Origin of the sequence: Photorhabdus khanii NC19 (assembly GCF_000517265.1) — a bacterium.
Taxonomy (GTDB): domain Bacteria; phylum Pseudomonadota; class Gammaproteobacteria; order Enterobacterales; family Enterobacteriaceae; genus Photorhabdus; species Photorhabdus khanii.
In genome coordinates this window covers 223,159-247,420 of sequence record NZ_AYSJ01000011.1, presented here as the reverse complement: position 1 = coordinate 247,420, position 24,262 = coordinate 223,159, and the positions used below count along the sequence as shown (strand labels likewise).

At 43.1% G+C, this 24,262-nt stretch carries 21 protein-coding genes and 3 pseudogenes; 14 read left to right on the top strand and 10 right to left on the bottom strand.

Annotation, left to right across the window (positions count from 1 at the left end; all coding sequences use genetic code 11):
- Positions 1 to 23: 23 nt before the first annotated feature.
- The 3 genes from PTE_RS25720 to PTE_RS10950 form a co-directional block, all read right to left on the bottom strand.
- The gene (locus PTE_RS25720; RefSeq protein ID WP_165577089.1) at positions 24 to 353 is read right to left on the bottom strand and encodes a hypothetical protein; all 330 of its coding nucleotides are present in this window, start codon (positions 351 to 353) and stop codon (positions 24 to 26) included.
- A 165-nt stretch (positions 354 to 518) separates the two neighbouring features.
- Positions 519 to 827, bottom strand: a complete 309-nt coding sequence (locus tag PTE_RS24530; protein ID WP_245219042.1) for a transposase — start codon at positions 825 to 827, stop codon at positions 519 to 521.
- A 234-nt stretch (positions 828 to 1,061) separates the two neighbouring features.
- A complete protein-coding gene (locus tag PTE_RS10950) occupies positions 1,062 to 2,768 on the bottom strand; it encodes an AsmA family protein (protein ID WP_241826049.1) in 1,707 nt (568 codons plus the stop codon).
- 574 nt (positions 2,769 to 3,342) lie between these two features.
- Here PTE_RS10950 and PTE_RS10945 point away from each other — a divergent pair.
- Entirely contained in the window at positions 3,343 to 4,884 is a 1,542-nt protein-coding gene (locus tag PTE_RS10945) for a 4-hydroxyphenylacetate 3-hydroxylase family protein (RefSeq protein ID WP_036846580.1), read from the top strand.
- 46 nt (positions 4,885 to 4,930) lie between these two features.
- On the opposite strand, the pseudogene PTE_RS26495 reads toward PTE_RS10945, so the two are convergent.
- Positions 4,931 to 5,063 (bottom strand): annotated as a pseudogene (locus PTE_RS26495) (hypothetical protein); the annotation flags it as partial.
- A gap of 246 nt (positions 5,064 to 5,309) precedes the next feature.
- On the opposite strand from PTE_RS26495, the gene gltS reads away from it, so the two are divergent.
- Positions 5,310 to 6,518 (top strand): sodium/glutamate symporter, encoded by a 1,209-nt coding sequence (gltS, locus tag PTE_RS10940; RefSeq protein WP_036846233.1) that lies wholly within the window; start codon positions 5,310 to 5,312, stop codon positions 6,516 to 6,518.
- 303 nt (positions 6,519 to 6,821) lie between these two features.
- On the opposite strand, the gene PTE_RS10935 is transcribed toward gltS, so the two are convergent.
- Positions 6,822 to 7,139 (bottom strand): HigA family addiction module antitoxin, encoded by a 318-nt coding sequence (locus tag PTE_RS10935; RefSeq protein WP_036846231.1) that lies wholly within the window; start codon positions 7,137 to 7,139, stop codon positions 6,822 to 6,824.
- Between the two features lie 11 nt (positions 7,140 to 7,150).
- Complete coding sequence (locus PTE_RS10930) at positions 7,151 to 7,441, bottom strand: type II toxin-antitoxin system RelE/ParE family toxin (RefSeq protein ID WP_036846579.1); 291 nt, start codon at positions 7,439 to 7,441, stop codon at positions 7,151 to 7,153.
- A gap of 463 nt (positions 7,442 to 7,904) precedes the next feature.
- Here PTE_RS10930 and PTE_RS10920 point away from each other — a divergent pair.
- The 3 genes and pseudogenes from PTE_RS10920 to PTE_RS10915 all read left to right on the top strand — a co-directional run bounded on the left by PTE_RS10920 (position 7,905) and on the right by PTE_RS10915 (position 9,749).
- Positions 7,905 to 9,079 (top strand): annotated as a pseudogene (locus tag PTE_RS10920) (RNA-guided endonuclease InsQ/TnpB family protein).
- 228 nt (positions 9,080 to 9,307) lie between these two features.
- Positions 9,308 to 9,450, top strand: a pseudogene (locus PTE_RS26490) (type II toxin-antitoxin system RelE/ParE family toxin); the annotation flags it as partial.
- Positions 9,450 to 9,749 (top strand): HigA family addiction module antitoxin, encoded by a 300-nt coding sequence (locus PTE_RS10915; protein WP_036846228.1) that lies wholly within the window; start codon positions 9,450 to 9,452, stop codon positions 9,747 to 9,749. The pseudogene PTE_RS26490 and the gene PTE_RS10915, both read left to right, overlap by 1 nt.
- Positions 9,750 to 10,052: 303 nt before the next feature.
- Here PTE_RS10915 and PTE_RS10910 read toward each other — a convergent pair whose 3' ends face one another.
- Positions 10,053 to 10,946, bottom strand: coding sequence for a LysR substrate-binding domain-containing protein (locus PTE_RS10910; RefSeq protein ID WP_036846226.1), 894 nt, complete (start codon positions 10,944 to 10,946; stop codon positions 10,053 to 10,055).
- Positions 10,947 to 11,173: 227 nt separating this feature from the next.
- Between PTE_RS10910 and xreR2 the strand changes: the two genes are divergently transcribed.
- The 4 genes from xreR2 to PTE_RS10890 all read left to right on the top strand — a co-directional run bounded on the left by xreR2 (position 11,174) and on the right by PTE_RS10890 (position 15,881).
- Positions 11,174 to 11,392, top strand: coding sequence for a cell morphology transcriptional regulator XreR2 (gene xreR2 / locus PTE_RS10905; RefSeq protein WP_036846223.1), 219 nt, complete (start codon positions 11,174 to 11,176; stop codon positions 11,390 to 11,392).
- A 360-nt stretch (positions 11,393 to 11,752) separates the two neighbouring features.
- The gene (locus PTE_RS10900; protein ID WP_036846220.1) at positions 11,753 to 12,526 is read left to right on the top strand and encodes a Fic family protein; all 774 of its coding nucleotides are present in this window, start codon (positions 11,753 to 11,755) and stop codon (positions 12,524 to 12,526) included.
- Between the two features lie 757 nt (positions 12,527 to 13,283).
- Entirely contained in the window at positions 13,284 to 14,498 is a 1,215-nt protein-coding gene (locus PTE_RS10895; protein WP_036846217.1) for an RCC1 domain-containing protein, read from the top strand.
- A gap of 81 nt (positions 14,499 to 14,579) precedes the next feature.
- A complete protein-coding gene (locus PTE_RS10890) occupies positions 14,580 to 15,881 on the top strand; it encodes an RCC1 domain-containing protein (protein ID WP_036846214.1) in 1,302 nt (433 codons plus the stop codon).
- 715 nt (positions 15,882 to 16,596) lie between these two features.
- On the opposite strand, the gene PTE_RS10885 is transcribed toward PTE_RS10890, so the two are convergent.
- The 3 genes from PTE_RS10885 to recG form a co-directional block, all read right to left on the bottom strand.
- Positions 16,597 to 16,857 (bottom strand): hypothetical protein, encoded by a 261-nt coding sequence (locus tag PTE_RS10885; protein ID WP_036846211.1) that lies wholly within the window; start codon positions 16,855 to 16,857, stop codon positions 16,597 to 16,599.
- Between the two features lie 96 nt (positions 16,858 to 16,953).
- Positions 16,954 to 17,232, bottom strand: coding sequence for a hypothetical protein (locus PTE_RS10880; RefSeq protein WP_036846208.1), 279 nt, complete (start codon positions 17,230 to 17,232; stop codon positions 16,954 to 16,956).
- Between the two features lie 601 nt (positions 17,233 to 17,833).
- Complete coding sequence (recG, locus tag PTE_RS10875; protein ID WP_036846578.1) at positions 17,834 to 19,915, bottom strand: ATP-dependent DNA helicase RecG; 2,082 nt, start codon at positions 19,913 to 19,915, stop codon at positions 17,834 to 17,836.
- 441 nt (positions 19,916 to 20,356) lie between these two features.
- Between recG and PTE_RS10870 the strand changes: the two genes are divergently transcribed.
- The 5 genes from PTE_RS10870 to PTE_RS10850 all read left to right on the top strand — a co-directional run bounded on the left by PTE_RS10870 (position 20,357) and on the right by PTE_RS10850 (position 24,245).
- The gene (locus tag PTE_RS10870) at positions 20,357 to 20,923 is read left to right on the top strand and encodes a tyrosine-type DNA invertase (RefSeq protein WP_036846205.1); all 567 of its coding nucleotides are present in this window, start codon (positions 20,357 to 20,359) and stop codon (positions 20,921 to 20,923) included.
- Positions 20,924 to 21,350: 427 nt separating this feature from the next.
- Complete coding sequence (locus PTE_RS10865; protein ID WP_036846203.1) at positions 21,351 to 21,962, top strand: fimbrial protein; 612 nt, start codon at positions 21,351 to 21,353, stop codon at positions 21,960 to 21,962.
- Between the two features lie 124 nt (positions 21,963 to 22,086).
- Positions 22,087 to 22,827 (top strand): fimbrial biogenesis chaperone, encoded by a 741-nt coding sequence (locus PTE_RS10860; protein ID WP_036846199.1) that lies wholly within the window; start codon positions 22,087 to 22,089, stop codon positions 22,825 to 22,827.
- Positions 22,811 to 23,452, top strand: a complete 642-nt coding sequence (locus PTE_RS10855; RefSeq protein WP_241826130.1) for a fimbrial protein — start codon at positions 22,811 to 22,813, stop codon at positions 23,450 to 23,452. Before PTE_RS10860 ends, PTE_RS10855 begins: the two co-directional genes overlap by 17 nt.
- A gap of 67 nt (positions 23,453 to 23,519) precedes the next feature.
- Entirely contained in the window at positions 23,520 to 24,245 is a 726-nt protein-coding gene (locus tag PTE_RS10850) for a fimbrial protein (RefSeq protein ID WP_036846196.1), read from the top strand.
- The last annotated feature ends 17 nt before the right edge of the window (positions 24,246 to 24,262 follow it).

The following is a 24,262-nucleotide window of genomic DNA, read 5'->3' as shown; positions in this document are numbered from 1 at the left end:
ATAACGCGGCTATCACTTGGGTTTCACTGGAGGGGTCTAACCGTTTGAACGACAATAATACGTCTGAAGTTGACCAAAACAGACGGTTTATAAGAAGTTGAAAATCCTCTTCCCCGCTTGAGTTTTTGGAAGAAGGCATCGGGTTTGGTTGGATTGATACGCAGTTGGCTGGCCTCCTTCCCCTTTTTTTCCCTATTTTCTTGTCGGTGCCGTAAGACGTCGGCTCCCTGTTCCAATTGTTTCATGCGTTTCTCTATGAGCAATGTGGCAAACATTGCCAGGAGGGCAAAATTTTCGCGTGAAATCGCTTCCTGAGTTAAAAGGTGGTAATGAGAACAGACCGCCTCAATCAAGGTAACGTCACCGGCCAGACACGAAACCCCCGAATGGATCCGGTGCAAAATGGAGAAGGTCAGTGCTTCAAAAAACGGCCCGGTCAGGACAGATTGGTGTTGATAAATGAAACGCCCCAGACTGGCGTGATCAGGCGTAATTCCCTGACTGGCACAGATACAGCGTTAATTGAAACGCGCAAGTCGTTCAAATTCTCTGACAGAGCCGTGACCTGGCATGATCCCATAAAGTAGGATCCCCATCAGGGAAGGGGGAGAAGCAGGGGGTTTACCTGGGGAAGCATAATGGCGTTCAAAGGGAGCCCAATCTTGCTCATCAAGAATGTCAGCCCCAAAAAATGCAATATGCTCCCCCATTTGCAGGAGAGAATCAGAAAGGGAAAGAGAACCCCCTAAGACAGGTAAGTGGTGAGCGGAGACAAAGAGAAGTCCAGGATGAATAGAAGGTTCCCGTTTTCGAATGAATAAGGTCATAAAAGATCTGCGCTTAAAAGAAGTACGCAGATCTTAGCGGAGAACACGCCCCTTATGCGACACCCTCTTTACGGCGGGGAGCAGTCACCATGATAAATCAGCTATTTCTGTTATTAATACCGTATTACAGCTGCTTGTCCCGGGAAAACCACTTCCCCGTGAATATAAAGAGCACTCATGAAGGGGATATATTGGGTATCTGGAATGTCATGGAAAGCCGGATCTCCTATTGATTTATAAGATAACTGAGCAGGTTTCACAATTTTGTATGGATATTTGCCCCTTATCGATTACCTGAGTTTCTTTGCCTGATTGTTTATCAGTAGCATCAAGTATGCCACTGATGGAACTTTTCACGTCTTCAGCAGAAAGATCGCCTTGTATCTGCAGAGTGAAATTGCCTATACCCTGTAATTTCAACGGAACCCAACCCCATTGATGTAAAATAGTTAAATCCGCATCCATTCCCTGGAAACTTAAAGAGAATGGTTTCTGTACCTGTTGATCTACTGTGCCTTTAATTTTCAGTAACCCATCATCAACAGAGGCATCTAATTGGTCGAGGATGAGTTTATTTCCCTCTGTGTGTAATTTAAGGTAAGGGAGGTTTAATTCAACTTTGTTGAATGTTGCGCTGGTGGCGCTCAGATTTGAAGATCCGCTCCAAATCCCCCATCTTCCATCTTTCAGTAATTCCATGTTATCGACATAACCATTAAGAGCGGTAAGCTGGAATGGAAAATCGGGATTGATATCAACCAATAGGCTGTTATTAATCGTCATCCCGTTAATGGAAAAGCCGGATATCCATTTAGGCAGTGATTCTTTCAGTAACTGATGCCAGTTTTGCGGCAAAGTATAAGTTAAACCCGCAACCGTTGCATTTGCGATTTTAAACTGCTTTGTTTGGTGGTTCCATTGAGCTTTGATGTGGAATAATCCCTTTTCCCAACGGGCAGTAAGATTGGAAATATTAAGCTCATTTCCGGCAAGAATAAGGTGACCAATAGCGTCGGTGACATGAAGATCATTCAGCGTAGTATCCATTACGTTGAAATCAATAATTCCTTCTTTCCCTTGCCAGTTCCCGTTAACCAAACCGATATTTTTTACTGAGGCATCCAGATAGTTAGCAGACCAGCCTTTACCTTCCAGCTTGGCATTAGTGAGGCTCAGATCTTTAATGCTCACTGCGGGTAATTTACTGGTTTTCAGCCATAACTCTTCAAGTGTCATGGCAGTCTGCCAGCGAATATCACTGATAAGTAAATTATCCCACTGCCAGCTCCCATCGGGTAGACGTTGCCCATTACCGGATACCGAACCGCGTGCCAATGTTGCACCAAATGAGCGGATAATCAGTGTATTCTGTTGGTTATTCCCTTGCATAACCACCTTTTCAAGAGAAATATTATTTAAGTTCAGCTGATCGGCACTGAACTGAAATTTTCCATTCCCTGCCAATTCACCTGATTGAGGGTTCCAGGGAGTGATGCCACCGGTAATATTTTCCCCTTGGACCTGCCAGTCTGCATTTTCTGACTGAATAGACATTTGATTGAGTTGCAGGATATTGGCGCTAAAAGGTAAGGATTGCCGTTCGCCTTTTATTGTTAATTGGCCCTGTTGCAATAACAGACGGTGAAAATGATGCGGAGAAGTGAGTTGCTGCCAGTTGAAATCGAATGCCGCAACTTGAGCCTCTAAGGTAAAAGAGTGTTGTTTATTACTAAGGGCGATATTGGTGAACGTCAGGGTGCCGGGTTGTGACCAGTAATGTTCGATATTGCCAATCTGAACCTGATAATCACTGTTATTACTGAGCCATTGACTCAATTGGCGAGCGCCCCAGCTTGTCTGAATAACGACATAAAGAGTGACTACTGTCAGTATTAGCAGTAATGACAGAGTAACCAGCAATTTTCCTAACCATCTCATCATCAGACTCCAATTTAATCAGCTTATAACTTCCTTTTATGCCGTAATTTTTGTGTTCACTCAAGAGATGGTGAATAAAAGTTATGAGCGAGGAGAAATTATTATTTGTAATGCTTGCATAATTGAACGATAAAACCAAAATACCAATAAATAACTATATTAGTTATAAATTCTAATAGTTTCATGTGATGAGATAATAAAAAAATAAGGAGTTATTAGTGTTGTTTTATTGTTTTAAAATAACTTTTAGATATTGATTTTTGCTTGATTTTATTTGTGTCTTTCATGATAAGTTATTTCATATTAAGGTGTTACGATTCTTGCATGAATTTGTTAATAATTATCTTGTGTAATTAATGCAATTATTAAGTCTATATTTTATCTCATGGTAATATAGCTAATAACATCCGAATGAATTAATGTATTAATGGATGGTTATAAGTGGAATAATGATTTTTTTCGTAATCACTTCTATTCCTTTCTCAGTTTTACTGATGATTGAAATAAGACTTCATCGTTTACTTTCATCCATCTTCCAGCAAATAAATAACGTAAGGAATCTATTATGTCAGAAAGCATGAAACAAAAATCGTCGCATGAAAGCAGTATCCGCATGACCAGCCCACTGACTGGAAAGGAATTTCTGGATGGGCTAAACGATGGTCGGGAAGTCTGGGCTTATGGTGAACGTATCCACGATGTTGCCCGCCATCCTGCTTTTCAAAATCCAGCCCGCGCTGTTGCGAAACTCTACGACGCTTTGCATGATCCCGTTTATCGTGACGTACTGACCACGGCTACAGATACGGGGAGTTGTGGTGTAACCCATCCCTTTTTCCGTGTGCCGCGTTCACAGCAGGATTTAATTGCGGATCGTGATGCTATCGCCGCGTGGGCTCGTATGAATTATGGTTGGTTGGGTAGAAGTCCTGACTATAAGGCGGCGTTTCTTACCTCACTAGGCGTAAACCCAGAATTTTATGGTGAGTTTGCTGATAATGCAAAAAACTGGTACGCCCGCTCACAGGAAAACGTGTTTTACTGGAATCACTCAATTATTAACCCACCGGTAGATCGCCATTTACCTCCTGATGAAATTGGTGATGTTTGTATTCATGTTGAAAAAGAGTGCGATGATGGATTAATTGTCAGCGGCGCAAAAGTTGTTGCCACGGGGTCGGCGATTAGCCACTACAACTTTATTGGTCATTATGGTTTACCGATAAAGAAGCGGGAATTTGCGTTGGTCTGTACCTTACCGATGAATGCGCCAGGACTGAAATTAATCTGTCGTCCCTCTTACGCACTGGCGGCTGATAAAATAGGCAGTCCTTTTGATTATCCGCTCTCTTCCCGATTTGATGAGAACGATACGATTATTATTATGGATAAAGTGAAGGTTCCTTGGGAGAACGTATTTATCTATGGCGATGTAGATAAAGTCTCGTTATTTTTTGCTGAATCTGGTTATTTTCATCGGGCTATGCTGCATGGTGTGACCCGGTTGGCTGTTAAACTTGATTTTCTTTGTGGATTAATTATTAAGGGGGTTGAAGCCACGGGTACGAAGGATTTTCGTGGCGTACAAACACGGGTTGGTGAAGTATTGGCATGGCGTAATATGTTTTGGGCGCTCAGTGATGCGATGATTAAATCTCCGGAGTCCTGGGGTAAGGATGCCTTATTGCCTCGATATGAGTATGGAATGGCTTATCGTTGGTTTATGACGCTGGGTTATCCGCGGGTGAAAGAAATTATTGAACAGGATTTAGGGAGTGCCTTGATTTATGTTAACTCTCATGCCAGTGATTTTTCTAACCCAGAGCTGTCTCCCTATCTTGATAAATACGTGCGAGGTTCCAATGGTTACAGCGCAGTTGAACGGGTTAAACTGATGAAACTGATTTGGGACTCAATTGGTACCGAATTCGCTGGCAGGCATGAATTATATGAGCGCAATTACTCTGGCAACCATGAAACTGTCAGAATAGACGTGTTATTGGCTGCCCAATCGTCGGGTTTAGTGGATCAATGTAAGGGATTTGCTGAACAGTGTATGAGTGAATACGATCTTGATGGTTGGATCGGTGACGATTTTATTTGGCCTTCCAGCCGCTAGGCTAAACCATAATCACGCACAACTGTGATTTTATGTGCGTGATTATTAAGTTGATTATCTGCTGTGTATCGTGAGCAGGCAGCTCCAGCGCTTGGCAGATTAAAATTGCCGGCGTGATCCGCGACAAACATTGCCAATAAATGCTGACAGGCAGTAAACAGAGTTTATGGCAGTGGTGGGCATGATGTGAAATTCCGGGCCAACAAAGAACGCATTTTAATGATCCACCACACAAAAGCAATCGTTTGCGCAAAGATTCTGTTACCTCTCATGATTCATTCTGGTCACATTTTTATATGTTTTAGCTTGTGTTTGTTGCTGATTTTTTTTCTAATCCAGCGTTGCCTGCTTTTGGCGTTTTCTAAAGGATGAGTCTAACGTCGTAAGAATTTACATAATTTTAACAATATAGCTGGGGTACATAGATGTATCATCTTGATGTTTATGGCACGCTTGTTGCGTCTGCATTAGTACTATTAATTGGGCGAAAACTCGTACAATCAGTCCCATTTCTTGAAAAATACACCATTCCTGAACCTGTTGCGGGTGGCCTGTTAGTTGCTTTTGTACTTTTAGTCCTTAAGCAAACGACGGGTTGGGAAATCAGCTTTGATTTGTCCCTTAAAGACCCTTTGATGTTAACTTTCTTTGCCACTATTGGCCTGAATGCGAATCTTTCCAGTTTGCGAGCGGGTGGTAAGGTACTTTTCACTTTTGTTTTTGTCGTTGTTGGCCTGTTGTTGGTTCAGAACACCGTGGGTATTGTGCTGGCTGAACTGCTGGGGCTGGATCCATTAATGGGCTTGCTGGCGGGTTCTATTACGCTGTCGGGTGGTCATGGTACCGGTGCTGCCTGGGGTAAACTGTTTATTGAGCGTTATGGCTTTGAAAATGCAACAGAAGTGGCAATGGCCTGTGCGACTTTCGGTTTGGTGCTAGGTGGTCTGATTGGTGGACCGGTTGCTCGTTTTCTGGTGAAGAATACAAAAACCCCAGGGTTGAAGGCCGATGATACCGAAGTGCCAACGGCGTTTGAAAAACCTTATACCGGTCGGATGATTACACCATTGGTCATGCTGGAAACTATCGCATTGATCTCTATCTGCCTGATGGCAGGTAATTTTGTTTCTGAGCTTATGCAAGGTACATGGTTTGAATTACCGACATTCGTTTGTGTGTTATTTATTGGGGTTATCCTCAGTAACAGCCTGTCGGCGTTAGGTTTTTACCGGGTATTTGACCGGGCGGTTTCTGTCTTGGGTAACGTGAGTCTTTCGTTGTTTCTGGCAATGGCGTTGATGAGCCTGAAATTGTGGCAGATGGCATCTCTGGCATTACCAATGCTGACAATTCTTGCGATACAGGCTGTTGTCATGGCGTTGTACGCAATTTTTGTTACCTATCGTGTGATGGGGAAAAACTACGATGCAGCGGTTCTTGCTGCGGGCCATTGTGGTTTTGGCTTGGGGGCGACACCGACAGCCATTGCAAACATGCAGGCGATTACCGACCGTTTCGGACCCTCTCATGTGGCGTTTCTGGTGGTGCCGATGGTAGGTGCGTTCTTTATCGATATCGTTAACGCGATTGTGATTAAGCTCTATCTGCTGTTGCCAATATTCCCAGCAGTGTAGGGGCAAATTAGAGAGATACTGCACTGGCTATTCAGTTGGTGCAGTATTGTCGTTGTGTTCTGCTGTAATTCATCATTCAAATCTTCTATACCATTCAATTTTGTTACTTCTTGTCAGCCTTCGATAAGATCCAGTCCCTGGCCCTTTCCTCATCGGAGAAATCCTGCGGTAAGGTCACCGGTTGGTAACGTTACCGCTGCGTCAGAAATTTTTCATTAACCGTCATTTATCATTATTTATTCTTAGACAAGCATCGTCATAGTTTCACCGTCAAAACGACAATACAACGTAATATATTCGCAACTAGGTGGCCACCAAGGGCCGCGCGCGTTCCAGTTTGTCAGCCAAAACCTCATTATGCTGAGCCAGCCACATGTCATTGATGAACTGGAGGTTAAGCCAAAACTCCGGTGTGGTTCCCAAAACCTTTGCCAGCAAAAAGGCAGTTTCCGCAGTCACTCCACGCCGACCACCGCACAGCTCATTGACGGTCTTCCGGCCTACGCCCATAGCTTTTGCCAGTTCGCCCTGGGTGATACCCAAGGGTTCTAGAAATTCTTCTTTGAGCATAGTGCCCACACTGGTAGGTTGATGAGCGGGAATTCTTAGTGCTTCAATCATAGTTTCACCTCTTACCTGTATGTATGGGGGTCCAGATAGATCCCGTTAGCCTCGCCTGCATCCCATTGGAATATCAGGCGATATTGCTTGTTAACGCGGATCGAACACCAGTCTTTTAGATTGCCTTCCAGATGCTCAAATCTGTTACCCGGTGGCACCCTTAAATCCTTCTCGCCTTTAGCGACATGGATAATATCGAGCTTACGCTTTAAAGCACTTTCAATTGTGCTGGGTATGTTGGGTGACTTTTCACCGCGAAAGTAATAATCATCCAACCACTGATCCCTGAACATCTTAATCATGGTTAATGGTATCCTGTATCGATACATGTTACAATTGATTTTTGGGCCGCCCTCGGCGCTACAGGCAGAAAGCGCTTTCCCCACAGAAAAGGGAAGTTGCAACAGTCCGCAAACGTGTGACAGCTGGCAGCACTTCCGGAACGATTCCGATTTTCAATTATTGACCATCACCATAAATTACAGTGTGGGCGGGTGGGCGATCAGCAAACGGTAATGGTCTAGTTGGCGGTCCATCTGGACAATGTGGCAAACCACTTTTGCCCCCGCTCCATTGGGAGCCCGGGGCAGGTGGGCGTTCTTCTCTCCGTCGAATACCAGGCGTCGATACCTTGTCGTAAAGATCAGAAGCAGGACCAGTTTACTTACAGCATGAAGCCTCCGCAGAAAGCCCTCAAGGGATTCCTGAAAATCCGCCAAACAATATTTCCCATCACCTCCAACATAACACGAGTTTGTGCTGGGTATGTTGGGGACGTTCCCCNCGAAANNANGTGTATATCGGACACAAGACCAGGCTGAATCTCTCAATGCGCTAATAGGAGTGGCAATTTTCGCGTTCAGCACAACCCCAACCACTATGTGACACGGTAGCAGAAAGCGCGTTGCAAATTGAAATAGGGGAGAAGCTACCGAAGCCTTGCTTGCCGAAAGGAAAAAGTATTGTAGATATGGATAGCTAAAAGAATATGACTCCAGTGAACATCAACAGGAGGTTATCAATGTTTACGTTGCTTTTTCGGTAATTGTCAATCCGAAGAAAAAAGCGCGTTATCCCTCGTTCAAACGCAAACNCGGCAGACAATCGAGCTATCATTGTGTTGGAATCNAAGNGCTTGATGGCGCGATCAAAATNCCGAAAATTTCGCCGANTGAAGCGCGTTTACNCCGTGAAATNTCTGGCTCANTGAAAAGTATTACTNTGAGCCGTTCCGTAACGGGAAAANNNTACNCTNNGNTACTNNGTGNCGAGCAGANNGAAGCNCCAGCGAAGCCNACCCTGATAGCAAATGTTACCGGTCTGGATATGGGGCTGACGCATTTTGCCATCAAATCGGACGGTAATAAGATTGCCAATCCCCGCCATCTGATCAATGCCAGCCACAATCTACGACGGAAGCAGAAAGCGCTTTCCCGTAAGAAAAAGGGAAGTGCCAACAGATGTAAAGCCCGCATACAGCTTGCAGCAGTTCACGAACGGGTAGCCAACGCCCGTGCCGATTTTCAACATAAATTATCTCGCGCAATTGTTGACGAAAACCAAGCGGTAATTGTCGAGACGCTGAAAGCGGCGAACATGATGAAAAATCACAGGCTGGCACGTTCCATTGGGGACGCGGGTTGGGCTGGATTCATCACCAAACTGGAATACAAGGCGGCAGAAACAGGTGTTCATCTGGTGAAGCTGGATCAATGGTTTGCCAGCTCGAAAACCTGCCATTGTTGCGGTCATAAGATGCCGGAAATGCCGCTCCACAAACGGCTCTGGCAATGTCCGGCATGCCACACAGAGCACGATCGGATCTCAACGCTGCGCTGAATTTTGGACAGCAAGGCCTATTTGAATTACAGGCGGCGGGACTCGTCGTTTCTGCCCATGGAGGCCTGCGTAAATCCGTCGCACAGACGGCTGCGGCCTAGGAAGTGGGAAGCCTCGCCGTTTACGGCGGGGAGCAGTCACTCTTCGTTTTTGCCTGCGCTCAATGCGTGTTTCATTTTTCTGCGAAGTTATGTTTGTGAAACAATGAATAATTGACAGTATATGGAACACCATTTACATGGTAAATAGTCAGACTGTTGACAAACCTTGTTAAAAATAACGGTGTCCGTGTGATGGGTAAAAACTACGATGCAGAGGATGTAGGAGAAATCAATCTTCCCGGATATAACTTACTCCTTTGACGGGAGATAGGAGAGGGCAGTGGGCAATGACTGTTTCAGGGAACTGGCGTATTACATTCGAATTTATCGACGGTGATGCGTATATCGTTAACTATGAGGAGCATCACTAATGAAAATGTTCAACCCCCCTCATCCAGGCGAAATTATTGCTGATTCTTTGGAAGAGCTAGGCTTGGGAATTCGTGATCTTGCGCGGGCATTAAATGTTGCTCCGTCTACGGCTCAACGTTTAGTTTCGTGTAAAGTGGCAGTCACGCCAGAAATGGCGGTAAAGTTATCTAAAGTACTTGGTAGCTCTCCACGGTTGTGGTTGAAACTGCAAGAATCTTATAGCCTTGATAAAGCAGAAAAGACGGTTGATATTTCTAAATTGACCCCGTTATTTAAACCCCATTTGTCTCATATCTAATATTTAGACATATATATGAAGGGGTTATTACTTAATCGATGGTAGGTGCGTTCTTTATCGATATCGTTAACGCGATTGTGATTAAACTTTATTTACTGTTGCCAATATTCCCGGCAGTGCAGGGGTAAATTAGAGTACTGCACCAGCTATTTATTTGGTGCAGTATTGTGATTGTGTTCTGCTGTAATTCATAATTCAAATCTTCTACCACCGCTCAATTTTGTTACTAAATGTAATTAAGGCGATAACTATGATGATAGTAAGGGAAATATTTTTGCAGAATCTTTAACTTTATTAAAAGTATTATTTGGCATTTATCGCCAATTTTCGGAGTGTTTTGTCCAGATGTTCTGCCAAAGAATTCCCCTGTACACTAACGAGCATTAAGGATTGTGTGGCTCCTGTTTCCAGAAGAGGAATCGCTACTAGGCCGTGAGCAATTTTCGCTACACTGGCAGGTAGGATTGCTACACCAAGGTTAGCGGAAACAAAGCAAATCATATTGGCAATATTGGGCACTTCAAGAAAGTGTGACAGTGAAAAGCCAGTCTTTTCTGATAATGACTCTATTTGGCGTCGTAAAAAAGTTCCGTGACTGGCTGGTTGTAAAAGCAATCGTTCTTCTTGTAGTTCATGAAGTTTAATTCCTTTTGCAGAGGCTAGAAAGTGCCCCTCAGGTAGTAGCACATAAAGTGGTTCCATTCCTAAATAAAGAATCCTTAACCCTTTAACCGATTCATTACTTAAATCAGCTCTAAGTATTGCTGCATCAAGACGCCTTGAGCGTAAAGCAGTTAAATGTGTAAATGCATTACCCTCGCAGAGTTGCAATTCAAGCTTGGGACGTTCCTTCAGCAAAACAGATAAAGCAGAGGTTAAAACAGATGAAAAGATTGAACTGGCAGAATATCCGACACGCAAGACACCAATTTCTCCAACTTTTGCTTGTTTGGCTCTATTGATACTACGTTGGGCGGCGGCCAAAACATCCAGAGCTTCATCTAAAAAAACTTCACCTGCTTTTGTTAATTGGACACCATGAGTATTGCGGTGAAAAAGTTTCACATTCAAAGACGATTCAAGGGATTTAATACTTTGGCTGAGAGGGGGTTGCGTGATATGCAAGCGTTCCGCTGCACGTCGAAAATTCAAAGTTTCCGCTACAGCGACAAAATAACGTAATTGCTTAAGTTCCAACGCCTAACTCCTTTGATTATTCTGGCTTGAGAGTAAATTTATCTTGTTCTCGGTTTCACCCTTATTCTTACGTTTTGGCTATCACCGTGATTGAATATTAGACTTTCCGATTTTAAATGATCTCATATAGATTGTTCCCATCATTGATTTCATTTTATTGAATAAACTTTGCGATTACTTCGACTTATCTCTTCATATTAAAATTATTTGTAATAAGGAGTATTAAAGTGAAAGATCAAGATTGGCATCCAGCGGACATCATCGCAGCATTGAAAAAACGGGGAACATCATTAGCGGCAGTTTCAAGAGAGGCTGGATTAGCATCATCTACTCTTGCTAATACCCTGCAACGCCGCTGGCCCAAAGGTCAGAAACTTATTGCTGCTGCTTTAGAGTGTGATCCCGCCGAGATATGGCCTTCAAGGTACGTAGATAAGTGGTTGTAAATTCTAATGGAGTAATTCATTGTTAAGAATGGAATCCAGAGGTTATTTGTGAATTCTTAAGGCATGTTGATAAGCCTGAGAACCACATAGAAATGCAGGTTGAGGAAGACAGTGCGATCTTTGTGAATAACCATGAATTATTACACTATCGCAGTAGTTTTATAGATCATTAACGACACTTAATGAGAATTTGGATAAAAGTGTAAGTTGTTAACGAGTATCTGGGTTTGCCGGATTGACACAGAGACTTATTTAATCTGTGATTACGTCTTTCAAGTGGTGGATTTTATCATGTTAACTCTAGAGTGGAGCAACTTTAGAGTTCTTTACATTCAAGATTGTGAAATAGGATGAGCAACGATGAAGCTTTTCAACGCTCTGGGGTTTCGTTGGGACCGGTCTGCGGTTCCTCTTATTGTTCCGATTCATTCTATTGAGCGGGTATGTTTCCGTTTTCACCGGATGCTAGCAGAATTCGTTTGGGATGCCAGTGTGCTTGAAGGTAATCCTTTTACTTTCCCAGAAGTGAAGACATTATTGGATGGTGTAACCGTCGGTGGTAGGAAGGTTTCCGACCAGGAACAAGTCCTGAATCTCGCAGAAAGTTCCAAGCGACTGTTATTTATGGTGAAAAAAGGTCAATTTGAGTTGACCAAAGCTACATTTACTGAACTTCATAGCATAGTTGCCCGCAACGAAGCCTTGGAATGGGGGCAGTTCCGTGGAGAAGGGCAAGAGGAGAATTACACTCCAGATGTCAGTTTGGGTGAGTATGGTCGGCATACTCCGTTACCTACTGTACCCGGCGCGCCAGAATTGAACCGTATTTTTCAAGAAGGTGTTGCCTTACTGGATGAGTGTCAGCCTTTCGAAAAGGGGGCCGCATTCTTCCTTTTCGGTGCGCTACAGCAATTCTTCTTTGACGGTAATAAACGTACTTCCCGTTTCATGATGAACGGTATTTTGATGTCAAATGGCATAGATGCTATCAGCGTGCCTGCGGCGAAAATACATGAGTTCAACGAAAAGATGGTGCGCTTCTACCTGAGCAAAGATGCTACTGAGATGATGATATTCCTTGTGGATTGTCACCCAGAAGCAGAGCAAATTCGTATGGTGAATACACGAAATTAGCGATCACAGCGCCTGGCCTGTTTGGGATAAGTTTCCCCTCTCAAACGGCTAAAGCCAACTTATCGATTTCGTTCTTACTTATTGACTAAGATGACCTAAAAAAATACGGCGCGACAGTTTACCCGCGCTATTCGGTTCTGCAATGATTATCAATTAGTCTCCGAGAAACCTCGTCATTCAGGACTAAAGAGTACGGTGAATATGATTAATTAATCTATTAAGTATTATTTTGTTATTTCAGGCCATTAACCAATGGTTGAGAAAAATATAATAATTCAACCTATCGATTATTCATTTGGAATCTCATCACTCCCGCTTTCTACGAAATAGTTTTGAATGTAAATCCTAAAAAAATAACTCACTTTTTTATAAACAGAAAATATATTACGCCACCCTTAGTGATTTTTATTCTTTGCTTTACATTTAATACTTAGTAGATTAAGTTACATATTCATGTATTAATAAGAGTAGCCATAAAGATGTACATCCCCCTTAAATTCTGTGGTTCAAGCCTCATAATTTTAATTTTTACTCTTTATCGATAAAAATAATCTGAAATCAACTACCAAAAAATCAATTTAGCATTAACCTAAAGTTATCAGCCGATAACTTTTTTCTATTATCTTATTCATAAAAGAATAGCTAGTATTAAATTGCAGTAGAAATTCAGTTTAACCCGCAAGGGATAGATTTTATGGCATAGATTCCCCTGTGGGTAAAAAGGTCAATCCGATATAACCATCATTAGGAGAATAATATGAATCAAAATAACGATCCCTCACCAAACATGGATACCGTAGGTAATCCTATCAAGCAATATTGGCAACCGGACAGGGGTAGTCATTCTGATAATAATACTTCTATAGCATCTACCAGAGGGGCAACTGCCATGTTATTACCAAATGGCAGAGCGATAGCTTGGGGAAATGACCCTAGTAGTCAAATCCCAACCGATATTGCCCAATTACAAGATATCGTTAGCCTAAGTGCAACAGATGATGCTTTCGCGGCTTTGCGGAAAAACCGTAGCGTGGTCGCCTGGGGAAATGAAAACGAAGGTAATGGTGGTCAAATACCTGATGAAATTGCCCAATTGACGGATATTGTCAGCTTGAAGGCAACAAGCTCTGCTTTCGTGGCCCTGAGGACAAACGGTAGCATAGTTGCCTGGGGAGATGAATTTTATGGCGGTAAAATACCTGATGAAATCGCCCAATTGCAGGATATTACCAGCCTGAGTTCAACAATACACGCATTTACTGCCCTACGGGCAAATCGCAGCGTGGTTGCTTGGGGAATTAAAGATTGGGGTGGTCAGGTCCCGCCAGAAATAGCTAAATTGCAGGATATTGTCAGTATAAGTGCAATAGTTTCTGCTTTCGCAGCCCTACGATCGGACCGCAGTGTCGTCGCCTGGGGGTTCAAGAACTCAGGTACTCAAATCCCACCAGAAATTGCTCAATTGCGGGATATTGTCAGTCTAAGTGCAACAAATTTTGCTTTTGCTGCCCTACGGGCAAATTACAGTGTGGTCGCTTGGGGTAACCCATCTTCGGGTAGCAGTATTCCGCCGGAAATTGCCCAATTACAAGATATCGTCAGTCTGTGTACAACATCGGGGGCTTTTGCAGCCCTACGGGCAAACCGCAGTGTGGTCGTTTGGGGAGGTAATGATATCACAACCCCACCAGAAATTGCCGCATTGCAGGATATTGTCAGTATAAGTGCAACAGAAACCGCATTTGCAGCTCTACGGATGGACGGTAGCGTAGTCGCTTGGGGATATGGCGATTATTCAGACAATTATCACGGCAACCAAGGCAATCAAGTCCCACCCGGGATAGCTCGATTACAAGATATCGTTAGCCTAAGTGCATCAAGAAACTCATTCACAGTATTAAGAGCCGATGGTCAGAGAGTGGGCTGGGGCTCGGCTGATGATAATAAATTGCATAATGAATATGACAATTAATTAATCCATTGAGCGAAGGTTTTACGGTACAGACTCCCTGTGAGTAAGGTAAATCCGATATAACCTTATTAGGAGAATAATATGAACCAAAATAACGAGTTCTCACCAAACAACCTATTCCAGCAATCTGGGATTGGAATACATAGTAACTCTGACAACAAGATCTCCATCACCTCTACTGGCGGCGCAACCGCCATGTTATTGCAAAATGGCAGGGTGATCGGCTGGGGGACAAGCCTTGTACCGCCAGAAATTGCCAAATTACGGGATATCGTCAGCCTGAGTTCAACATATTATGCATTCGCAGCCCTGCGGGCAAACCGCAGCGTGGTAGCTTGGGGAGGTCAGAAATATGGCGGCCAAGTCCCATCCGAAATTGCTAAATTACAGGATATTGTCAGCCTGAGCGCAACAGATTATGCATTCGCAGCCCTGCGGGCAAACCGTAGCGTGGTCGCTTGGGGAAATGATTATAGTAGTAGCCAAATCCCACCTGACATTGCCCAATTGCAGGATATCGTCAGTATCAGTGCAACAGGTGATACTTTCGCGGCTATTCGGGCGAACGGTAGCGTGGTCGCTTGGGGATATCAGGATTATGGCGGCCAAGTCCCATCCGAAATTGCCCAATTACAGGATATTATCAGTCTGAGTTCAATAGGTAATAATTTCATCGTCCGTAGGGCAAACCTCCGCTTAGTCACTTGGGGAAGAGGGCCTTCTATACCCCCTGAAATTGCAAGATGGCAAGATATTGTCAGCTTGAGTAAAACAGATGGTGCTTTCGCAGCCCTTCGGGTAGACCGTAGCGTGGTCGCTTGGGGAGATCAGAAGTATGGCGGCCAAGTCCCGCCAGAAATTGCCACATTACGGGATATTGTCAGCCTAAGTGCAACAAATTCTACTTTCGCCGCCCTACGGGCAGACCGAAGTGTGATTTCTTGGGGTGATATCAGTATCCCACCCGAAATTGCCAAATTAAAGGATATCATCAGCTTACATTCAGTAATAGGCTCATATCGAATAAACGGCTTATTCGCAGCCCTACGAGCAGACCGCAGCGTGGTTTCTTGGGGTAGTATTGGCAGCGCCTCACCCGAGATCGCTAAATTAAAGGATATTGTCAGCCTGAGTGCAGCAAAGAATGCTTTCGCTGCCCTACGAGCGAACGGTAGCGTGGTTACTTGGGGATACCAAGCGAACAATTATGGGAGCGTAATCTCTGGCTCTAACGTCCAGGTTCCTCCCGGAATAGCCCGCTTACAAGATATTATCAGCATAAGTGCATCAAAAAATTCATTCGCAGCTTTACGGAGGAATGGTCAGATGGTGGCCTGGAATACTAATAACGATAATATAGTACACAGTGAATATGATGATTAATCCATTGTCATCATGAATTACTAAAAAACACTAAAACCAAGGCTGAGCTATAATACCTCGGTTCAGCCTATCGTTTATTCAATTTTAAATATTAGCTCTCCAGCTCTTGTTATTACCAAAATCACTTTTCAAATAAATATCAAAAAACAATAACTTTATGAAATAATTTGTGGCGTAAATACTAAAAAAACCAAAATAACTCACTTTTTTATAAGCAGAATAGAACGGATATTACAGTAAACACCTTAGTAATTTTTATTTTTGCTTTACATTTAATACTTAGTAGATTAAGTTACATATTCATGTATTAATAAGGGCAGCCATAAAGATATACATCCCCCCTAAATTCTGTGATTCAAACCTTATAATTTTAATTTTTACTCTTTATCGATAAAAATAATCTGAAATCAACTGTCAAAAAATCAATTTAGCATTAACCTAAAGTTATCAGCCGATAACTTTTTTCTATTATATTATTCATCAAATGTTAGGGCTAAACACCTATTCTGTAAACACTGGCAGCAGAAGCTGATAAAGCAACTGATTAATCATAAATAGGCTGGAAATATCTTTATCAGTGAAGCAGAAAAACAAGCATTAGGGGAGAAAGTAGCAAACCGTTGAATACAAATAGTACAGGAATGGAGATTCCATTCCTGATTATGGTGATTTAATTTTGTCTAACACTGAATTAAATCAGATGACAAACTCTCATTTATTTCTCTAAATGAGATATATTAGTGCCGCTATCTTGTACATAATCATCAAAAATAATAATAAAACTGTTCTGCGAAGCAGAATATGATTTTTCAATACCTCTCTGTATTACTGAAAATACAAAACCATGCGTATCGGATAGATCCCACACCTTTACATCTTCAAAATCAAGATCTAAATATTCCTCTCTACCTTCCTCTCCACATTTATTAACCGAAACTTTAACCGGTTCAGTTGAGAGATTTTTAACATAAATCATAAATCCTCCACTATATCAATAATGAATATTTGCATTTAATTCAATGGAATACGAAAAAAAATTAAATTAAAAAAACTAGTGCGATAATAAAGTTTTTTAGACAGATGGTATCGAATATAAAGAATCTATCCGGCCGCCGTTATTGTAAACCCCGTTATCAGAAATAATCACGTAGCCATTTGATCTTATTGAATATAAAAATGTAACACTATCTTTGTGTGCTACTGCCATTAAAAAACCGCGCCCATCTGATCTATCCCATTGAGCCACCTCTCCTGTATTAATTTCAATATATTCGTCATTACCTTCTTCACTACTCCATTTACTAATTGCAACTTTAACCACTTTCTCTGAAAGATTTTTGACATAAATCATATTAAACTCTCCATTATATCAACGTAGATTTATTTAGCTCTAATTTAAAAACACCCTAATATGTACCATAATGAAATATAAGTATAGATAAAAAAACCAACAAAACTACTATTATTTGCGTGACCTCCATCAAGGTTTTATACTTCGAAAAGAAAATATTTAAAATTACATTCATTGAGTTAATAGAAACATTTACTATTTAAACTTAGTAATTCAATATTGCATTGATGTAAAGATAATAATTTTCATTAATATATTAATGAAAATTTCCTATCGTAGATTTATATCTATCCCCGTTTTAACCTTCGAGCATAACGTTGCGCTAATATCGCACACACCATCAACTGAATTTGATAAAAAGTTGCTTATTATGTGAATCTACCAACCATTTATATTTTCTGGGGATGTTTTTTAACGCTGGTGTTAATTTAGGAATAATTGTAATTATATTTTGTATTCCTTTGGAAATAATACATTGCCAATTAAACGGAATAATTAAAAGAAAGCTCTGTAGCAGAGCATCTTAATTATGGGATAAAACCAGATATCCGTATTTTTGGCAGTGTTGAGAAGCGAAAAGCCCGCTCTGACATGTTCTCAATCACGCATTACTATAATGTGTCCGTTCCGGTAACCAGCGTTCAATCAGGGCACGAGCATGTTCTGGATAGTGTTGGTGAATATGTCGGGCAATGCGCTGAACTTCCGGCAACATTCCCTGATCTCGCAACAAATCAGCAACCTCAAATTCGGCATTCCCCGTTTGGCGCGTTCCTAATAGCTCCCCGGGACCACGAATTTCCAGATCTTTCTGCGCGATAACAAAACCATCATTGCTATCTCTTAACACTTGCAGACGTATTCTGGCGGTACTGCTTAAGGGAGTTTTGTAAAGTAAAACACAATGAGAAGCGATAGCCCCACGGCCAACTCGTCCACGTAATTGATGAAGTTGCGCCAATCCAAGTCGTTCTGGATTATCAATAACCATCAAACTGGCATTCGGCACATCCACACCAACTTCGATAACCGTCGTGGCAACCAGAAGCTGTAGCTCTCCACGTTTGAAAGCCTCCATCACTTCCAGCTTTTCTGCGGCTTTCATTCGGCCATGTACCAACCCAACTTTTAATTCCGGTAAAGCAAGAGTGAGCTCTTCACTGGTGACTTGCGCAGCCTGAGCTTCCAGCACATCAGAATCTTCAATCAGCGTACAGACCCAATAGGCTTGTCTGTTTTCATCAAGACAGGCATTTCTGATCCGTTTGATCACCTCTTCACGGCGTGTATCCGGGATAGCAACCGTTGTGACCGGCGTTCTCCCCGGTGGCAGCTCATCAATAATAGAAGTATCGAGATCGGCATAAGCAGTCATCGCTAAGGTTCGGGGGATAGGTGTTGCGGTCATAATCAATTGATGTGGATGAAAACCCTGCTCACGCCCTTTTTCCCACAAAGCCAGACGTTGATGCACACCAAACCGATGTTGCTCATCAATAATCACCAGTGCCAGACCGGAAAACTTCACCTGTTCCTGAAACATGGCATGCGTACCAACAATCATGGCGACCTGCCCGCTGGCAATGGCTTCTTGTTGTTTCTGACGTGCTTTCCCCTTTTGCTTACCCGCCAGCCAGCCGATCTGAATACCCAAAGGTTCCAGCCATTGCCGGAATGTATTTGCATGCTGCTCTGCCAGCAATTCAGTCGGTGCCATTAGGGCAACCTGTTTGCCATGCGCAATGACCCGCAACGCAGCCAGCGCGGCAACCAGCGTTTTTCCCGAACCAACATCTCCCTGAATTAATCGCATCATCGGAACATCTTTTGCCAGATCTTGCTCAATTTCCGCTACAACCCGTTGCTGCGCGTTAGTTGGCGTAAATGGCAGACGATTAAAGAATTGCTGTTTTAACTCGTTTTCAGCCGGTAGCGACTGAGCGTGATGGCGTTGTGCGCCAGCTCTGACTTCTAACATACTCAAATGGTGAGCGAGAAGTTCTTCCAGAATGAGACGGCGATGCGCCGGATGTTTACCTGTTTCCAACTCTGCCAGCGCAATATCTGGTGGTGGGCGGTGCAGAGTATGCAAGGCTTGTGGCAGGCTGATCATGGAACGGCTTAGCTCTTCCGGCAGGAGTTCGTTAATCGCACAGGTATCAAGCAATGCCAGTGCCTGCTCAATCAGTTTACGCAGCGTCGCCTGACGAACACCTTCTGTTGTCGGGTAAATAGGGGTTAATGTCTCTTGGAGATGCACATTCCCGGCATAATTCTGAATCTTATACTCAGGATGGATAATTTCCGCGCCATGAATACCTTTTTTGATTTCACCGTAAGCAACAACCTGTTTCCCTTTTGCCAGATTGCTTTTCATTGCGGCGGTGAAGTTAAAAAAACGCAGTGTGAGCACACCGGTACCATCACTAATTTGGCAGGTCATCATCCGGCGGCGGCCAAAAATAACATTGGTATGGAGGATTTCGCCGGTGACTGTGGCATGGATACCCGGTAAAAGATCATTAATCGTATAAAGGCGGGTTTGGTCTTCATAACGAAGAGGGAAGTGCAGCAGCAGATCCTGCAAACTAATCAGCCCCATTTTTGCCAGTTTAGCTGCCTGACTTGCCCCGACGCCATGCAGGGAAGTCAAAGGGATGGCATCAAGCAGTTGGCCTTTCATACGATTTTTTTCTCCATTGATTGTGTGGCAGTCCATCATGTTTTACCGGGCAGGATCGGGCATGGTTTATCACCCATAATAATACAGACGGGTTTAACGTAATCAACGTAATCTTCCCCCTAATAACGGGTTGAAAATTATACTGATACACCGCGCTAACCTCCTGTAACAGTCAAGATCACATACTCTTATATATCAACTAAATTCAACAGCGTGATCTCATAGTGATAAAAAAATAATCAAAAAAAGGTGTTTAAATTCTACCTCTCATCTGTATAACCCTCTGTAGCCCCAGTGAACAACATGCCATTTGGGCAAATTAATGGTGTGTATTTTATCCCCGGGTTTTGTCTGTTCTTGGTTTGTGTCTCGGAATTGAGGGCGGGTTTGTCAGGGGATAATAGCTGGGTTGTGCTATCAATATATTTGGGAGAAATAATCATGGGCCAAAGAAAATATCTGACGCAGTCAGAAGTGGAAAGCCTGTTGGAAATGGCGAAAGTCGGCGCTAATCCAGAGCGGAACTACTGTTTGGTGTACATGAGTTTTATCCACGGCTTTCGCGTCAGCGAAGCCAGACATCTACGGTTATCTGATATGGAATTGAAAGAGCGATGCCTGTATATCCGGCGGCTAAAAGGAGGATTTTGCACTAACCATCCTCTGTTGCTCCGTGAAGTTCGGGCGATTAAGGCATGGCTCAAAGTGCGCAAAACTTTCTTGGGGGCAGAGAGTGATTGGTTGTTCTTGTCACGTTCTGGGAAGCCGCTTACGCGTCAGCGGATTTACCAGATTATTAGTCGATTAGGGCAATTGGCGAATATTGCTGTCGTTTCGCATCCGCATATGTTGCGCCATGCCTGTGGTTTTGCCCTTGCAGACCGGGGAGTGGATACCCGGCTGATACAAGATTACCTTGGACATAAAAACATTCGTCACACTGTGCGTTATACAGCGAGTAATGCTGAACGTTTTCAAGGAGTTTGGGGTGTGAAAGGTAAGCGTTGATCGTTACATTTAGGACCATTTTGACAATCAAGATAGACTTGCCATAGAACTATACTGAAAATTTTCTAATAAAAAAAGATACAGAATTGTATATCTTTGTAAAGCAATATGTATCTACCACAATTGCACCAAAATAACTCAATTTGTTTACTTTCAACGCACGCAAACTCCAGTCTCTCAAGCCCCTTGCTTGAAGTTGTTGATCTTATTTTTCGGATTCAACAACAAAATATCCTTAAATTTTGATGATTGTCGTTAAGTTGTTTCAGTAATGATGCATTTTCATACAAAAATACCACAATGTATCTCAATTGTCAAAATGGTCCTAAGTGACAAATTTATGTACACCTAAGTGTTGCTGTTTATCAGCAAATAGTATGTAAAGTTAAGTATGATTTTTGTTAGATACTTAAGTAAGGTTAATCAAATGAAAAAGATATTAAAGATAAGCGTCGTGGCGGCGTTGGTTTTAGGGGTAGTTTCGTCTGCTTCGGCAGAGGGGCAGGTGAAGAAGAATACCGAGGTAACGATTACAGGTTCGGTCGTGGCTGCGACGTGTGATGTAACTAGCCCCAATGCAAACGGGAAAGTGGATTTGGGGAACGCTTCGGCAGGTGCATTTGAAGCTGGCACTTTTAACGATCAAACAAGCATCGCATCGTATGTTGGTACGGCTCCTAGATTAATTACTGTCTCTCTTATTAACTGTGATGATCAGAATACTGATGCAAACAAAATTCAACTGCGGGTATCAGGAAAAACATTGGATGGATCGAATAACACCATCTTTAATGACAGTGAAAAAGGTAAGAATGTAGGTGCAATACTAACTTATGAGAATGGCACTAAAAAGGAAGTTGTCCCAAACAATGGCTATGTCCCTCTGAAAGGCGATACTGCGGCTGGTACAGGTGCCAAAGGTAAAGACTTTGATGGTTATTCTGTAACATTCTCTGCGTATATGGCATCAACAGTCCTTAAGCCAGGATCAGGTCAGGCTATTAACGCACCTATTACCTTCTCCTATGCATATAACTAAGTTTATGTTGTTTCAGCCTGAGGGATGCTTCCTCAGGCTCTTTCGATAAAGAATCTTAGATGATTGATGATGCCTTTTATTAGGCAACTACTGGCTGGTTGAGCCAAGATATGAGAAACAAAAGATGATCAGTAAACTCCGACTTCCTAACATCATAGTAAAAAGTCTTGTATTTGCCGCGTTTTTGTTCGCGTCACAGAGTCAGGCTGAAGGCGGATTTGGCATCAATGCTACACGCATTATTTTTTTACAGGATAAAGCTGAAGCAACAGTCTCGGTGCGCAATACGACAACTAATATCCCTTATCTGGTGACAACTAAAATCACCAGCACCGTTGATGGTAAGGGTAAAACACCGTTTTTCGTCTCACCGCCTTTATTTCGTCTCGATCCTAAAGGAAATAATGTCCTGCGCATCTTAGGTGATACCAGCAAATTGCCAACCGACCGGGAGAGTGTCTTTTATTTTACTGCTTCCGCTATTCCCAGAAGTAACCCTCTGGGCCAGCGCTTTGAAAGCGCTAAGATTTCGGGTGGGCTGGCCTATGCCATCGGCAATACCATCAAACTATTTTATCGGCCAACGGGGTTGGTGGGTACACCAGAGCTGGCATACAAAGCGCTGCGCTTTACCCATGCTCCCGGGGGCGTTCAAGTCAGCAACAGTTCGCCTTATCACATCAGTTTTACGCAGATCAAAGTTGATGGGGTGCCGGTGAAGTTTTCTGACAGTCATCCGCAAATGTTGGCACCTTTCAGCACCCATGTTTATCCCGCTCAGAACAATCAGAACAAAAAGAAAGTGGAATGGGCGGTGATCAACGATCTCGGCGGTGGAGAGAACTTCAATGGCACAGTCCAGTAGAGCCACTATTTCAGCGACTAACAGGATCTGTGTTCAGCGTATACAGAGATACCTGAGTTACCTAGGCATGGGTGGGGTTCTGTGGCTCTCTTCTGGTCCCTTGTGGGCAGCGAATTCTGCCGGGGCCACATTTAAGGCTGAAATTACTCAAGGCACGTGTGATGTTATTGTGGACAGCAATAATATCGAGCTGGGCATAGTGCAGTTTGCAGACTTGGTATTAGGAAAAGTTAACAGGGAAACTCAGATTACGCTGAGAAATTGCACGAGTGTGGTCAATAGAAACAGTATTACTCCCACGATTACCGTTACCGGAAATCATGTTGGTACGAATGATAAGAGCTTGTTTCGTGATAAAGGAGCAGATGAAAAAAACGAAGCTTCAACGGCAGTGGGCATCACTGTGCAATTGAAGAAGTTTAGTGGAACAGAATGGTCCCCAGATTTAAAGGACGGTGAACCTTTTCATCTGGCTAATAAAGGTACAATCGTAAACGATAAAACCCCTACTGTGCCGGTGAAATTTTCACTGGTATGTGCTTTGGCAGGCGGGCAGACGGTAGCGGTCTGCAAAAAGGCAGGAAAAATCAAGGCTACACTGACGTTTACGTTTAATTATCGTTGATGTATCGGCATTGCAGCGTGATATCGCGTTAACAGAAGAGTGATAGGGTTAATTTGAGGTGAGCACGATGTTTGGGACAGCGACAGAACAAAAAAAAAGCAGGCTGAATGACCAGTCGACCTTCCTGACCAAGGGTAGAAACCCGGTATTGCAGGTTGTGATGCGCTGCTTCTGCTGGAGTTCTGTAACGGTTCTGCTGTTCCTGGCAAGCAGCGTCATGGCTGATGACCCCAAGCCCAAGACCGAGCCCAAGTACCCTGCGACGATCACGAGTGGGGTAAACGTACAGCTGCGTGTAAATGTTTATCCTGATCCTTGTGACATAGAGATCGGTGGTGGTGATATGAAGGGTTCGGAGCTGAATTTTGGTTCCCTGCTGGCGGCGGAGTTTAGTCATGAAGGGAATGTATCAGCCCCCAAGTCATTTAAGCTGAAATTAACGAATTGTGGCGATCCGGGGAGTCTCGGCCTTATACCCAAGATCACTGTATCTGGAAATACCATCGACGCTGAACATGGTGTGATATTTAGTGATCCTAGTTCCGGTGATTCTGGTACCTCTGAGGGGCTGGGGTTTATTATTTTAATCGAAGAAAATGAGAAGAAGAAAATAGGGCTGAATGATCAGTTGTCAATCAATCATCAGGAAATGGAGTTCCCGTTCCAGGTTGAATTTGATGAGGGCAGTGCTGAGATGTATGTAATGGTAGCAATCGCACGTGGAATAGATAGTAAGGTTATTCAACCCGGGACGCTGATTGCGCACGTCACATTTACATATTCTTATCAGTGAGGTGTGATTTATCACGG

Excerpts from the sequence above, each read along its gene's own strand:
- PTE_RS10945 (WP_036846580.1), top strand. The coding sequence starts at position 3,343 with ATGAAACAAAAATCGTCGCATGAAAGCAGTATCCGCATGACCAGCCCA.
- PTE_RS10950 (WP_241826049.1), bottom strand. The coding sequence starts at position 2,768 with ATGATGAGATGGTTAGGAAAATTGCTGGTTACTCTGTCATTACTGCTA.
- PTE_RS10890 (WP_036846214.1), top strand. The coding sequence starts at position 14,580 with ATGAACCAAAATAACGAGTTCTCACCAAACAACCTATTCCAGCAATCT.
- PTE_RS10915 (WP_036846228.1), top strand. The coding sequence starts at position 9,450 with ATGAAAATGTTCAACCCCCCTCATCCAGGCGAAATTATTGCTGATTCT.
- PTE_RS10850 (WP_036846196.1), top strand. The coding sequence starts at position 23,520 with ATGTTTGGGACAGCGACAGAACAAAAAAAAAGCAGGCTGAATGACCAG.
- PTE_RS10865 (WP_036846203.1), top strand. The coding sequence starts at position 21,351 with ATGAAAAAGATATTAAAGATAAGCGTCGTGGCGGCGTTGGTTTTAGGG.
- PTE_RS10895 (WP_036846217.1), top strand. The coding sequence starts at position 13,284 with ATGAATCAAAATAACGATCCCTCACCAAACATGGATACCGTAGGTAAT.
- PTE_RS10930 (WP_036846579.1), bottom strand. The coding sequence starts at position 7,441 with ATGATTAAGATGTTCAGGGATCAGTGGTTGGATGATTATTACTTTCGC.
- PTE_RS10870 (WP_036846205.1), top strand. The coding sequence starts at position 20,357 with ATGGGCCAAAGAAAATATCTGACGCAGTCAGAAGTGGAAAGCCTGTTG.
- PTE_RS10885 (WP_036846211.1), bottom strand. The coding sequence starts at position 16,857 with ATGATTTATGTTAAAAATCTCTCAACTGAACCGGTTAAAGTTTCGGTT.
- PTE_RS10935 (WP_036846231.1), bottom strand. The coding sequence starts at position 7,139 with ATGATTGAAGCACTAAGAATTCCCGCTCATCAACCTACCAGTGTGGGC.
- PTE_RS10900 (WP_036846220.1), top strand. The coding sequence starts at position 11,753 with ATGAAGCTTTTCAACGCTCTGGGGTTTCGTTGGGACCGGTCTGCGGTT.
- PTE_RS10860 (WP_036846199.1), top strand. The coding sequence starts at position 22,087 with ATGATCAGTAAACTCCGACTTCCTAACATCATAGTAAAAAGTCTTGTA.
- recG (WP_036846578.1), bottom strand. The coding sequence starts at position 19,915 with ATGAAAGGCCAACTGCTTGATGCCATCCCTTTGACTTCCCTGCATGGC.
- PTE_RS24530 (WP_245219042.1), bottom strand. The coding sequence starts at position 827 with ATGACCTTATTCATTCGAAAACGGGAACCTTCTATTCATCCTGGACTT.
- PTE_RS10855 (WP_241826130.1), top strand. The coding sequence starts at position 22,811 with ATGGCACAGTCCAGTAGAGCCACTATTTCAGCGACTAACAGGATCTGT.
- gltS (WP_036846233.1), top strand. The coding sequence starts at position 5,310 with ATGTATCATCTTGATGTTTATGGCACGCTTGTTGCGTCTGCATTAGTA.
- PTE_RS10880 (WP_036846208.1), bottom strand. The coding sequence starts at position 17,232 with ATGATTTATGTCAAAAATCTTTCAGAGAAAGTGGTTAAAGTTGCAATT.